This window comes from Burkholderia sp. Bp9090 (assembly GCF_003857985.1).
Taxonomy (GTDB): Bacteria; Pseudomonadota; Gammaproteobacteria; order Burkholderiales; family Burkholderiaceae; genus Burkholderia.
The window spans coordinates 157,880-169,770 of sequence record NZ_QTPV01000003.1 but is presented as its reverse complement, the minus strand read 5'-3'; the positions used below and the strand labels follow the sequence as shown (position 1 = coordinate 169,770).

Annotated in this window: 10 protein-coding genes; 4 read left to right on the top strand and 6 right to left on the bottom strand. The window is 71.3% G+C overall.

Going from position 1 to position 11,891, the window contains the following annotated elements:
• Positions 1-63: 63 nt before the first annotated feature.
• Positions 64-1,839: a glycoside hydrolase family 15 protein gene (locus DIE16_RS04190; RefSeq protein ID WP_124891946.1), complete on the bottom strand. Its 1,776-nt coding sequence runs from the start codon at positions 1,837-1,839 to the stop codon at positions 64-66.
• Between the two features lie 5 nt (positions 1,840-1,844).
• The gene (locus tag DIE16_RS04185) at positions 1,845-2,054 is read right to left on the bottom strand and encodes an SDR family NAD(P)-dependent oxidoreductase (protein ID WP_124645793.1); all 210 of its coding nucleotides are present in this window, start codon (positions 2,052-2,054) and stop codon (positions 1,845-1,847) included.
• 286 nt (positions 2,055-2,340) lie between these two features.
• Between DIE16_RS04185 and coxB the strand changes: the two genes are divergently transcribed.
• The 4 genes from coxB to DIE16_RS04165 are packed head-to-tail and all read left to right on the top strand — an operon-like array spanning position 2,341 to position 8,066.
• Complete coding sequence (coxB, locus tag DIE16_RS04180) at positions 2,341-3,423, top strand: cytochrome c oxidase subunit II (RefSeq protein WP_409364447.1); 1,083 nt, start codon at positions 2,341-2,343, stop codon at positions 3,421-3,423.
• A gap of 13 nt (positions 3,424-3,436) precedes the next feature.
• Positions 3,437-6,076, top strand: a complete 2,640-nt coding sequence (gene ctaD / locus DIE16_RS04175; RefSeq protein WP_124891875.1) for a cytochrome c oxidase subunit I — start codon at positions 3,437-3,439, stop codon at positions 6,074-6,076.
• Positions 6,073-6,474: a cytochrome C oxidase subunit I gene (locus DIE16_RS04170; RefSeq protein ID WP_124891874.1), complete on the top strand. Its 402-nt coding sequence runs from the start codon at positions 6,073-6,075 to the stop codon at positions 6,472-6,474. The genes ctaD and DIE16_RS04170 overlap by 4 nt, the downstream gene beginning before the upstream one ends.
• Positions 6,465-8,066: a cytochrome c gene (locus tag DIE16_RS04165; RefSeq protein ID WP_124891873.1), complete on the top strand. Its 1,602-nt coding sequence runs from the start codon at positions 6,465-6,467 to the stop codon at positions 8,064-8,066. Before DIE16_RS04170 ends, DIE16_RS04165 begins: the two co-directional genes overlap by 10 nt.
• 66 nt (positions 8,067-8,132) lie before the next feature.
• On the opposite strand, the gene DIE16_RS04160 is transcribed toward DIE16_RS04165, so the two are convergent.
• The 4 genes from DIE16_RS04160 to benC form a co-directional block, all read right to left on the bottom strand.
• Complete coding sequence (locus DIE16_RS04160; RefSeq protein WP_124891872.1) at positions 8,133-9,479, bottom strand: MFS transporter; 1,347 nt, start codon at positions 9,477-9,479, stop codon at positions 8,133-8,135.
• An 80-nt stretch (positions 9,480-9,559) separates the two neighbouring features.
• The gene (locus DIE16_RS04155) at positions 9,560-9,958 is read right to left on the bottom strand and encodes a RidA family protein (RefSeq protein ID WP_044843433.1); all 399 of its coding nucleotides are present in this window, start codon (positions 9,956-9,958) and stop codon (positions 9,560-9,562) included.
• Positions 9,959-10,091: 133 nt separating this feature from the next.
• A complete protein-coding gene (benD, locus tag DIE16_RS04150; RefSeq protein WP_124485832.1) occupies positions 10,092-10,868 on the bottom strand; it encodes a benzoate diol dehydrogenase BenD in 777 nt (258 codons plus the stop codon).
• Positions 10,865-11,887, bottom strand: coding sequence for a benzoate 1,2-dioxygenase electron transfer component BenC (gene benC / locus DIE16_RS04145; protein ID WP_124891871.1), 1,023 nt, complete (start codon positions 11,885-11,887; stop codon positions 10,865-10,867). The genes benD and benC overlap by 4 nt, the downstream gene beginning before the upstream one ends.
• Positions 11,888-11,891: the final 4 nt, after the last annotated feature.

The following is an 11,891-nucleotide window of genomic DNA, read 5'->3' as shown; positions in this document are numbered from 1 at the left end:
CGGGACGGCGCGGTGCGCGTGTCGTGCCGCCCCGTCGCGTGCGGCGCGGCGCAGCGCGGTGGGTCAGCCGATGTCGACGTCGCCGCCGCCGTCCTGCAGCGCGAGCGCCGCGTTGACCAGGCCGACCTGCGCGAGCGCGAACGGGAAATTCCCGCACATGCGCCGCGCCTTCACGTCGTACTCCTCGGCCAGCAGACCGACGTCGTTGCGCAGGCCCAGCAGCCGCTCGAACAGCGCGTGCGCGTCGGCGTCGCGTCCCTGCATCCGGTACACCTGCACCAGCCAGAAGCCGGCCGCGACGAACGTGCCCTCGTTGCCCTCGCAACCATCGTCGAAGCGCGGCGGGCGATAACGGAACGGCAGGCCGTCCTCGACCAGCTCGCGCTCGATCGCAGCGACCGTCGCCGCGACGCGCGGGTCGGACGCGTCGAGCATCCCCGTCAGCGGAATCAGCAGCAGGCTCACGTCGAGCCCGTCACCGTCGTAGCGGTCGACAAAGCGGCCGAGTTTCGCGTGGTAGCCGCGCGCGAGGACGTCCGCATGCACGGTATCGGCCCAGCGCCGCCACGCGTCGAGCGGCGCGTGATGATCGAACGCGTGCGCGGAGCGGCACGCGCTTTCGACGGCCGCCCATACCATCACCTTCGACGACGTGAACGGGTGCCGGCCGCTGCGCACTTCCCAGATCCCTTCGTCCGGCTCGCGCCAGATCGTCGCGAGATGCTCGAGCAGTCGCCGCTCGAGCATCCATGCGTCGTCGTCGGGCGGCAGCCCGTGCCGGCGCGCCTGGTACAGCGCGGCCAGCACTTCGCCGTACACGTCGAGCTGCAGTTGTTCGGCCGCCGCGTTGCCGAAGCGCACCGGCCGCGCGCCTTCGTAACCGGCCAGGTGCGCGGCTTCCCATTCGTCCGCCCGCCGGCCGCCGTCGGCCGCGTACAGCACCTGCAATTGCGCCGGATGATCGGCGATCGCGCGCACCAGCCAGTCGCGCCAGCGCGCCGCCTCGTCGCGGTAGCCGCAGCGCACCAGCGCGCGCAGCGTGAAGCTCGCGTCGCGCAGCCAGCAGTACCGGTAGTCCCAGTTGCGCATGCCGCCGAAGGATTCGGGCAGCGAGCTCGTCGGCGCCGCGACGATGCCGCCCGTGCGCACGCTCGACAGCAGCTTCACCGTGATCAGCGCGCGCTCGATCGCGTCGCGATACGGGCCTTGCGCCGTATTGCACGTCGACCAGGCGCGCCACGACGCGAGCGTGTCGCGCAGCGACGCGTACGCATCCGGCAAGGGCGGCGGCCGGTCATATGAACGCGCATAGCTGATGCAGAAATCCGCGCGCTCGCCCGCGGCGATCCGCTGCGTGCCGACGAGCCGGTCGTCCCGCACGTCGAGGTGCGCGTCGGTATCGAGCCACATCGCGTCGCCGCCCGTCATCATCCGCCAGCGCCGGCCGAGCCGCCGACACCACGGCAGCGCGTGGCCGTAGTCGAAGCGCACGCCGAGATCGACGTCGAGTTCGACCGTGCCGCGCTCGCCACGCACGCTGCGGATCAGGCACGGGTCGGGCGCCGCCCAGTTCATCCAGTCGATCACGACGACGCAGCCGGACGACGTCTCGAACGTCGTTTCGAGCACCGCGCTGCCCGGCAGGTAGCGGCGCGTCGCGCGGGCCCCCGGCTCGCGCGGCCCGATGCGGAAGCGGCCGTTGTCCGGCGTGCCGACGAGTGCGGCAAAGCATGGCGGCGAATCGAAGTCCGGCCAGCACAGCCAGTCGATGCTGCCATCGAGCGCGACGAGCGCGGCACTGCGGCCGTCGCCGATCAGCGCGTAGTCCTCGATTAGCATCGCGCTCACCGGTTCAGCTTGCGCGCGGCGGCGTCGCCGACGTCGACGGCGATCGGCAGCGCTTCGACGCCATGCGCGCGCACTTCGCACGCGATGTCGGGCAGCGCGCGCGGATCGCGGGCAGGCAGCGCGACCTTGGCACCGCGTCGCGCGAACGCATGAGTGGCGGCCCGGCCGCCCCCGGCATTCGCACTCGTGATGGCGACGGTCCTCACGGTCGATTCCTCCTGTTTGTTCGCGGTGGCCGGCACGCCGCCGAGACATTCCCGGGGTTGCCGGCCGTAACACGATCGGCGTAGCAAACTGCGTGCCGGATATCGCACGAGCCGCGGCACCCTGCCCCCGAACGATGAACCGTCGCCCGATTTACAAGCCGGCTGTAACGCGCTGCACGTTGCGTGCACAACGCCGGGCGCCTCGCCTGCGCGCCGGACGCGCACGGAACTTGCTCCGCCGCGAACGGTTTGTCGTCACGCCGCCGGATCCGGCAAGGAGTCGCCGTTGCTCGTCCCGCCGTTCATGAATGCGTGCCGTATTGCCGATACCGCCGATACCGCCGATATCGCCGGTATTGCCGGCATCGCCGCGGCCGCGTGCATCGTCGCGCCGCGGGCAGCGCGTGCGGCCGACGCTTCTGCGTCACCCGCCGGCCCGCTGCCGCTCGCGTACGTCGCGCATGCTGCCGGCCCCGCTGCAGATCCGGTGCTCGTGCTCGGCTGGGCCTTGCTCGCGCTGTGCACGTTCGTCTGCGCGACGATCGCGGTGCTGCTGCTGATCGCGATGTTTCGCCGCCGCGCTCAGGCGGGCGGCGGTCACGGCAGCGGGCTCGCGATCGTGACGGTCGGCTCCGCGATCTCGATCGCGCTGCTGTTCGGCGCGCTGGTCTACATGCTGCGCGTGCTCGGCGCGGTCGCAGCGCCGCCGCGTCCGCCCACGCTCACGATCGTCGTGACCGCGCGCGACTGGTGGTGGGCCGTGCGCTATCCGGACGACGCGGGTGGCACCGCGTTCGTCACCGCGAACGAGATCCACATCCCGGTCGGCGAACCCGTCGCGGTCGAACTGAAGAGTGCGGACGTGATCCATGCGTTCTGGGTCCCGCAACTGGCCGGCAAGACGCAGACGATCCCGGGCCAGACGAATCACCAGTGGCTGCAGGCCGACCGGCCGGGCGTCTATCGCGGACAGTGCTCGCAATACTGCGGCGCGCAGCACGCGCACATGGCGTTCGAGGTCGTGGCCGAACCGCCCGATGCGTTTCGCGCGTGGCTCGCCGCCCAGCGGCAGCCGGCGCCTGCCCCGGCGGCCGGCGCCGAGCAGCGCGGCCAGCGCCTGTTCGCCGCGCGCTGTGCGGGCTGCCATGCCGTACGTGGCACCGACACGGCCGGCGACGCGGGCCCCGACCTGTCGCATCTCGGGTCGCGCCGGCTGCTCGCGGCCGGCACGCTGGACAACACGCCCAACAACCTGCGGCGCTGGCTCGCGCAAGCGCAGCAGATCAAGCCGCAGACGCTGATGCCGTCGTTCGCGCTCGCGCCGCGCGACGCCGACGATCTCGCCGCGTATCTCGCGACGCTGCACTGAACGGAGGATGACGATGGCCGTTGCCCGCGACCCGCCCGCCCCGCTCAGCCGCGTGCCGGACCTCGGCGAAGCGCCGCCCGGCTCCGCGCACGAGCGCGAACTGGCCGGCCTGTGGGAATCGGAACCCGGCTGGCGCGGCCGGCTCCGCACGGTCGACCACAAGCGCATCGGGCTGCGCTACATCGTCACCGCGTTCGCGTTCCTGCTGCTCGGCGGCGTCGAGGCGCTCGTGATGCGCATCCAGCTCGCGCGGCCGGATGCGACGGTGCTCACGCCTGCGCAATACGACGCGCTGTTCACGATGCACGGCGTCACGATGATCTTCCTGTACGCGCTGCCGGTGCTGTCCGGCTTCGCGAACTATCTGTGGCCGCTGATGCTCGGCTCGCGCGACATGGCGTTCCCGCGCCTGAACGCATTCTCGTACTGGGCGTTCCTGTTCGCCGGGCTGTTCCTGTATGCGAGCTTCCCGCTCGGCGCGGTGCCGGACGGCGGCTGGTTCAATTACGTGCCGCTCGCGTCGCTCGACTACAGCGCCGGCGCGAACATCGACATCTATGAGCTCGGCATGATCCTGCTCGGCATCTCGACGACCGGCGGCGCCGCGAACTTCGTCGTCACGCTGCTGCGGATGCGCGCGCACGGGATGTCGATCGACCGGCTGCCGATCATCGTGTGGGGCACGCTCACCGCATCGGTTGCGAACCTCGTCGCGGTGCCGTCCGTGAGCCTCGCGTTCCTGCTGCTGTGGCTCGACCGCAATGCCGGCACGCACTTCTTCGATGTCGCGAACGGCGGGCGGCCGCTGTTGTGGCAGCACCTGTTCTGGATGTTCGCGCACCCGTGGGTGTACGTGGTCGTGCTGCCCGCGATGGGGATCGTGTCGGACGCGCTGCCGACCTTCTGCCGCCGGCCGCTCGTCGCCTACGAGGCCGTCGCGGTATCGACGGTGGCGACGATGCTGATCGGCTTCGAGGTGTGGGTCCACCACATGTTCGCGACCGGCATCGCGCCGCTCGCGCTCGCGTTCTTCGGCGCGGCGAGCATGCTGATCTCGATCCCGAGCGCGGTCGCGGTGTTCGCGTGGCTCGCGACGATCTGGACCGGCCGCCCGGTGTTCCGCACGCCGTTCCTGTATTTCGCGGGCTTCGTGCTGATGTTCGTGATCGGCGGCGTGTCCGGCGTGATGACGGCCGCGGTGCCGCTCGACTGGCAGCTGACCGACACGTATTTCGTCGTCGCGCACCTGCATTACGTGCTGCTCGGCATCAACGTGTTCCCGGTGCTCGGCGGGCTCACGTACTGGTTCCCGAAATTCACCGGGCGGATGATGAACGAGCGCTTCGGACGCCTGACGTTCTGGGTCGTGCTGGCCGGCTTCAACCTCGGCTTCTTCCCGATGCACGTCTCCGGGCTGCTCGGGATGCCGCGCCGCATCTATACCTATCCGTCCGGAATGGGCTGGGACACGTCGAACCTGCTGACGACGATCGGCTCGTTCGTGTTCGGCATCGGGATCGTGATGTTCGTCGTCAACGCGCTGGTCAGCGCGCGGCGCGGCGCGCGCGCCGGCGGCAATCCGTGGGGTGCGGCCGGGCTCGAATGGTCGGTCGCGTCGCCCGCGCCCGTGTACAACTTCGCGGTGCTGCCGCTCGTGGCGTCGCGGCACCCGCTGTGGGAAACGCACGACGACGCGAAGCGCACCAGCGTGCAGGTCGGCTACCGGCTCGCGGACGGGCGCGAGGCGCTCGCCGTCACGCCGCTCGCGGCGACGCCGAGCGCGATCCTGAAGATGCCCGAGGACAGCAGCGTGCCGTTCGTGCTCGCGCTGCTCGCGACCGCGGTGTGCGCCGCGATGCTGGCGCGCTCGCCGACGCTCGTGTGCGCGGCCGTCGCCGGCTGCGCGATCGGGACCGCCGTGTGGCTGTGGCCGCGCCGCACGCTCGGGCAGCGCGCGCGCCTGCCGGCCCGCGATACCACGCAGGCACCGTCGGCAGCGGCCGGGCTGGATCCGGAACGGCCGCCGTCGGCCGCGGTGCCGCCCGGCGCGCCGGCCGCGTGCGTCGAGCCGTTGCCGGTCGGCAGTTACGGCGAACGCGCGGGCGGCTGGTGGGGCGTCATCACGCTGATCGTGACCGAGGCCGGACTGTTCGGCTACCTGCTGTTCTGCTATTTCTACCTGCAGTCGCAAGCGGCCGCGCCGTGGCCGCCCGAAGGGATGCCGAAGCTCGGGCTCGCGGCCGGCAACACGGTCGTGCTGCTGTCGAGCAGCGGGTTCGTGTGGCTCGCCGAGCGCGCGGTGCGAGCCGGCAGGCAAACCCGCGCGGTGGCCGCGCTCGCCGTCGCGCTGGCGCTCGGCGTCGCGTTCGCGCTCGTGCAACTGCACGAGTGGCGCGACCATCCGTACGGCCCGACCGCGCATCTGTACGGCAGCTTGTACTTCACGATCACCGGCTTCCACCTCGCACACGTGGTGGCCGGCCTCGTGATCCTCGCGCTGCTCGCCGGGTGGACCGCCGCCGGCTTCTTCGGCCGCGAGCGACGCGTCGCGCTGACGGTCGGCGGGCTCTACTGGCACTTCGTCGACATCGTGTGGCTGTTCATCTTCACCGCGCTGTACGTGTCGCCGTACTGGCTCAGGAGCCCGGGATGAACGGCGCGCGACGCTCGTGGACGCCCTTGCTCGCGATCGCGGCCGGCCTGGTCGGCGCGCCCGCGCTGTGGTTCGCGCAGATGCTCGCGTCCGAAACGCTCGCGTCGACCGCCTGCTATCCGCTCGGCGTCGCGCAGGCGGTGCCGCGCTGGGCGCACGTCGGCGTGTGGCTCGCGCTGATCGCCGCGTGCGCGTTCGCGCTGGCAGCCGTCTCCGCCACGTGGCTCGTGCGCACCTGGCAACGCCGGCATGACGCCGATGTGGAGGCCGCGACGCGCGACGACAGCACGCGATTCCTCGCGCGCTGCGGGATGCTCGCCGCGCTCGGGTTCGTGATTGGTCTCGTGTTCACGGGGATCGTCACCGCTTTCCTGGGGCCGTGCAGTCCATGGCGCTGATCTCGTTCGCTGCGCTCGCTTCGATCGTTTCGCGCCCGGCGCGTCTCGTTCCGGGGCGCGGCGTCGGCGTCGCGCTCGCCGCGTGCGCCGCGCTCGCCGCATGCGACATGCAGCGCGACGACCACGCGATGTCCGCCGGCGATACGGCCGACGACGCGTCGGCGGCCGAAGCGGCCGAGCCCGCATCGGGCTGGCGGTTCGTGAAGATTCGCGCGGCAGCCGATGCCGGGGCGTCGATGTCGGCGCGGGTGGAAAGCGATCGCCGGCTGTCGCGGTCGCGCGATGCGACGGCGTCGGATTCGGCAGCGTCGGGGGCGTCCGCCACGCCGCGCGATGCGGCGTCCGCGGCGGCCGCCCGTCGCCCGGTGGTCGCCGCCGCCGCCGCGAGCGCCGATGCCGCCACCCTCGCGCGCGGCCGCTATCTCGCACTCGCCGGCGACTGCGCGGCCTGCCACGACGCGGCCGACCACACGCCGTACGCGGGCGGCCAGCCGGTGAATTCCCCGTTCGGACCGATCTATGCGCCGAACATCACGCCGGACACGGCTCACGGCATCGGCGACTACACGCTGCGGCAGTTCGACGACGCGTTGCGGCGCGGCGTGCGCGCGGACGGCAGCCGGCTCTATCCGGCGATGCCGTACCCGTCGTTCGCGCGCATGACCGACGATGACGTGCGCGCGCTGTATGCGTATTTCATGCGCGGCGTGGCGCCGTCCGCGAACGCTGCGAAGCTCACGCAACTGCCGTTTCCGTTCAACCAGCGCTGGGCGCTCGCGCTATGGAGCCTCGCGTTCGCGAACCACGACCGTTTCGCGCCGCGGCCGTCGCAATCACCGGAATGGAATCGCGGCGCGTATCTCGTGCAGGGGCTCGGCCACTGCGGCGCATGCCATACGCCGCGCGGCCCGGCCTACAACGAGCGCGGCTACGACGAACGCAGTCCCGCGTTCCTGACGGGCGGCATCAACGATCACTGGTTCGCGCCGAACCTGACCCGCGCGGATGCGGACGGCCTCGGGCGCTGGACCACCGACGACCTCGCCGCGTTCCTGCGCAGCGGCCACGCGGTGCGCGGTGCCGTGTTCGGCGCGATGGCACCGGTCGTCGCCGAGAGCACCGCGCGGCTGACGGATGCGGACCGCCACGCGATCGCCGTGTACCTGAAGTCGTTGCCCGCGCAACCGACCGCCGCGACGAATCCGCTCGGCGTCGGCGTCCCGCGGCTGACGGCCGCCGGGCCGCAGCCGGAAGGCGGCCAGCAGGCACCGGGAGCCGGCGTGTATGCAGCATTCTGTGCGCGTTGCCACGGCGCCGACGGCGCGGGCGTGCCCGGGCGCGGGCCGCCGCTCGCCGGCAATTCCGCCGTGCTCGCGGCCGACCCGACCAGCGCGATCCGGATCGTCGTCGAAGGCGCACGGCCGGCGCCCGGCACGCACGGGCCCGTGCAGCGGATGCCGGCGATGCGCGGCGCGCTGACCAGCAGCGAGATCGCCGCGGTGGTCAGCTATGTGCGCGGCGCGTGGGGCAATCGCGCCGCACCGGTGTCGGAGCAGGATGTGAGACGGTTGCGGGCGGCGATCCACCGCTGAACCCCGGCCGCGATCGACATGTATGACTAATCGAACCGTACGAACCGGACCGGCCGGTTCACGCGCTCAGTGCGGCATCGCCGGCGCCGCTTCGACGTCGGACCGGCCCGGGCGCAAGCAGAGCGTGGCAAGCGCGGCGCCCGCGAGCGGCACGGCCAGCGCGAGGAAGAATCCGGACGGCCCGCCCCACGCCAGGAACGTGCCGCCGACGGCCGAGCCGGCGATCGCGCCCGCGCGGCCCATCCCGATCGCCCAGCCGGTCGCGGTCGCGCGCAGCGCGGTCGGATACGCGCCGACGATCAGGTAGTTCAGCGCGATCTGCTGCCCGCCGATGCCGAACCCGGCCGCGCCGACGAGCGCGAACACCAGCGCCCAGTTCGTGCCGGCGTAGCCGAGGGCGAGCGCGATCACGATGCCGGACGCGAACATCGCGCCGAGCAGGTTGCGCGTATTCACGCGCGGCAGCACGATCGACAGCGGGATCGCGCAGACGATGAACACCGCATTGACGATCACGGTGCCGACCGGCGCCTGCTGCGCGGTCAGGCCGGCCGCCTTCAGCACCGTCGGCAGCCACGACAGCAGCATGAACCATGCGATCCAGTTCAGCAGGTAGATCGCCCAGATGCCGAGCGTGTTGCCCGCGTGGCCGTCGCGGAACAGCGCGGCGACGCTCGCTTTCGTCGTCGCCTCTTCGGGCACGGACAGGCGCGCGTCGGACGGCAGCGCCTGTGCGACGATCTTCGACAGCGTCGCCCGCATCCGCTGCTGCGCGCGTGCGTCGTCACGCGACGCCAGATAAAACAGCGACTCCGGCAGCAGCAGCGCGACGAGGCCGAGCACCGCGAGCGGCGCCGCGCCGCCCACGACGAAGATCCCCGGCCAGCCGATCACCGGCAGCATGCGCGCGGCGAGCAGCCCGCCGAGCATCGCGCCGGCGGGCAGGCCGAGCAGCACGCCCGTCATCACCGCGCCGCGCAGCCGGGCCGGACAGTATTCGGCCGCGAGCGCGAGCAGCACCGGCGTGCAGCCGCCCATCCCGAGCCCCGCGACGAAGCGCAGCGCGAGGATGTGGCGCGGGTCGCCGGCCCACGCCGTGGCGAGCGTCGCGCTGCCGAACAGAGCAAGGCCGATCATGATCGCCGGCCGGCGGCCGATGCGGTCGCCGACGAGGCCAAGCGTCATCGCGCCGATCGTCATGCCGACGATCCCGGCGGTCAGGATCGGGGCGAGCGCGCCGGCCGGCAGCCGGAACGACGCGAGGATCGCCGGGCCGGTAAACGCGATCGCCTGCGTGTCGAAGCCGTCGAGCAGCGCGATCAGCACGCACAGCGCGAGTACGCGAATCTGCAACGCGCCGAGCGGCGCGTCGTCGATCAGCGCGGGAATCGAGCGAACGGAAGCAGCAGTCATGAAAGCGTCTCCAGGATCGCCCCGTCGTTGCGGGGCGATCCGTTTATCGTTTTTGAATTACGGCGTGAAGGGGTCGCGTATCAGTCCGCCTGCACCGCGACGGCCTTGATCTCGACGATGTAACCGGGCGAGCCGCCGAGCATGTGCGCGCCGACCGCGGTCCACGCGGGCCGCGGATGCGCATGCAGATAGCGGTCGCGTACCTCCATGAACAGCGGCAGGTCGCGCATGTCGGTGTGGAAGGTCGTCAGGTCGACCACGTCGTCGAGCGATGCGCCGGCCGCCTCGAGCACTCGCTTCAGGTTCTCGAACGCCTGCACGATCTGCGCCTCGCGGCCTTCGACGAGCTGCATCGCGGCATCGCGGCCGATCTGGCCGGATACATAGACGGTATCTCCGACCTTGACCGCCGGCGCGTAGCCGATTTTCTCGTACACGGCTTCCATTCCGGCGGGGATGATCGCTTCGCGTTTGGGCATGAGTGTCTCCGGGGCCGGCGTGTCGGCGCCGGCCGGTTGTTGGATGGTTGTTGGATGGTCGTTCGCGCGCACGCCGGGCTGCGGGCTGCGGCGCGCACGTGTCGGAAGAAGCGCGCGGCTCGGCGCGCGCCGCTCAACCCGTATCGCCACCCGCGACCGGCAGCACCGTGCCGGTGATGTAGCTCGCCTCGTCCGACGCGAGGAACAGGATCGGCGCGATCTGCTCGTCGAGGCTGCCATAGCGCTTGAAGAACGTCGAATCGGTCACCTGCCGCACCGCTTCGGCCATCCACGCCTGCTCCTGCGCGTTGTCGCCGGCCGCATTGCGCGGCACGCGGCGTGGCGGCGCCGTGGTGCCGCCCGGCGCGGTCGCGACCACGCGGACGTTGTGCTCCGCGTATTCCATCGCGAGCGCCGCCGTCAGCGCATTGACGCCGCCTTTCGCCGCCGAATACGGCACGCGGCGAATCCCGCGCGTCGCGTTCGACGATACGTTGACGATCGTGCCGCCGCCCGCGGCCAGCAAGTGCGGCAGCACCGCGTGGCAGCTGTAGAGCGTCGGCATCAGCGAGCGGCGGATTTCGGCGTCGATCTGCTCGGGTTCGAACTCGGCGAACGGCCGCATCCGGATCGCGCCGCCGACGCCGTTGATCAGCACGTCGATCCGGCCGAACGTCGCGACCGCGCACGCCATCGCCGCGCGCGCGCCGTCGTAGGTCTCGAGATCCGCGACGAAGCCGGCCGTGTTGCCACCCGCCGCTTCGGCGGCCACCTCGGCCACGAAGTCCGCGCGGTCGACGAACAGCACCTGGCCGCCCTCGGCCGCCGCGCGCAGTGCGACGCCGCGGCCGATGCCCTGCGCCGCGCCGGTGACGACGACGACCTTTCCGGAGAATCGTTGCATGGTCATGCCGCCTTTGCCGTCACGTTCGGGGTGAACTTCTCGTAGTGGAAGCTGTTGGGCTTCACGCCTTGATCGTCGAAGTACTGGCGCACCGCGTCGACCATCGGCGGCGGGCCGCACAGATAGACGTCCACGTCGCCGTCGTTCAGCGCATCGGCCGGAATGTGCTGCGTGACCCAGCCCTTGCGTTCGTGGCTCGACGCCGCATCGGCGACGACCGTCGCAAAGCTGAAGTTCGGCAGCTTCGCCGCATACGCTTCGATCGCGTCGACCAGCACGAGGTCGAGATCGCGCGTCACGCCGTAGATCAGGTGCACCTTCTGCTGCGAACCGCTGCGCGCGAGCACCTCGAGCATCGACAGGAACGGCGCGAGACCCGTGCCGCCCGCGAGGAACAGCAGCGGCCGCGCGACGTCGCGCAGGTAGAAGCTGCCGAGCGGCCCGTTCAGTTCGAGCGTGTCGCCGGGCTTGGCCGATTCGAGCCACGTGCTCATCACGCCGCCCGGAATCTTCTTGATCAGGAATCCGACCTTCGTGTCGCCCGGCGCGGACGAGAACGAGTACGAGCGGTGCTGGCCGCTGCCCGGCACGCCGATGTTCACGTACTGGCCCGGCAGGAACACCGGTGCGGCCGTGTCGACGTCGAGTTCGAGCACGATCGCCGCGTCGTTGTGCTGGTCGACCTTCGTCACGGTCGCGGCGAACGCGCTGTGGCCGGTCTTGCATGCGACCGACGAGCTCGGCACCGCGATCACGCAATCGCTTTGCGGCACCATCTGGCACGTCAGCACGAGGCCGCCGTCCTTCTCGTCCTCGGTGAGCGCGTCGTCGATGTAGTCGTCGCCGAGGTCGTAGCTGCCGCTTTCGGCGCGGCACTTGCAGGTGCCGCACACGCCGTCGGAGCAGTCCATCGGGAGGTTGATCTTCGCGCGGAACGCGGCGTCGAGCACCTTCTCGCCGGCCTTGCAGTCGATGAAGCGGGTGACCCCGTCCTCGAAGTTCAGTGCAATCTTGTAGGTGGACATGACC

Excerpts from the sequence above, each read along its gene's own strand:
- DIE16_RS04190 (WP_124891946.1), bottom strand. The coding sequence starts at position 1,839 with ATGCTAATCGAGGACTACGCGCTGATCGGCGACGGCCGCAGTGCCGCG.
- ctaD (WP_124891875.1), top strand. The coding sequence starts at position 3,437 with ATGGCCGTTGCCCGCGACCCGCCCGCCCCGCTCAGCCGCGTGCCGGAC.
- DIE16_RS04170 (WP_124891874.1), top strand. The coding sequence starts at position 6,073 with ATGAACGGCGCGCGACGCTCGTGGACGCCCTTGCTCGCGATCGCGGCC.
- DIE16_RS04165 (WP_124891873.1), top strand. The coding sequence starts at position 6,465 with ATGGCGCTGATCTCGTTCGCTGCGCTCGCTTCGATCGTTTCGCGCCCG.
- DIE16_RS04160 (WP_124891872.1), bottom strand. The coding sequence starts at position 9,479 with ATGACTGCTGCTTCCGTTCGCTCGATTCCCGCGCTGATCGACGACGCG.
- DIE16_RS04155 (WP_044843433.1), bottom strand. The coding sequence starts at position 9,958 with ATGCCCAAACGCGAAGCGATCATCCCCGCCGGAATGGAAGCCGTGTAC.
- benD (WP_124485832.1), bottom strand. The coding sequence starts at position 10,868 with ATGACCATGCAACGATTCTCCGGAAAGGTCGTCGTCGTCACCGGCGCG.
- benC (WP_124891871.1), bottom strand. The coding sequence starts at position 11,887 with ATGTCCACCTACAAGATTGCACTGAACTTCGAGGACGGGGTCACCCGC.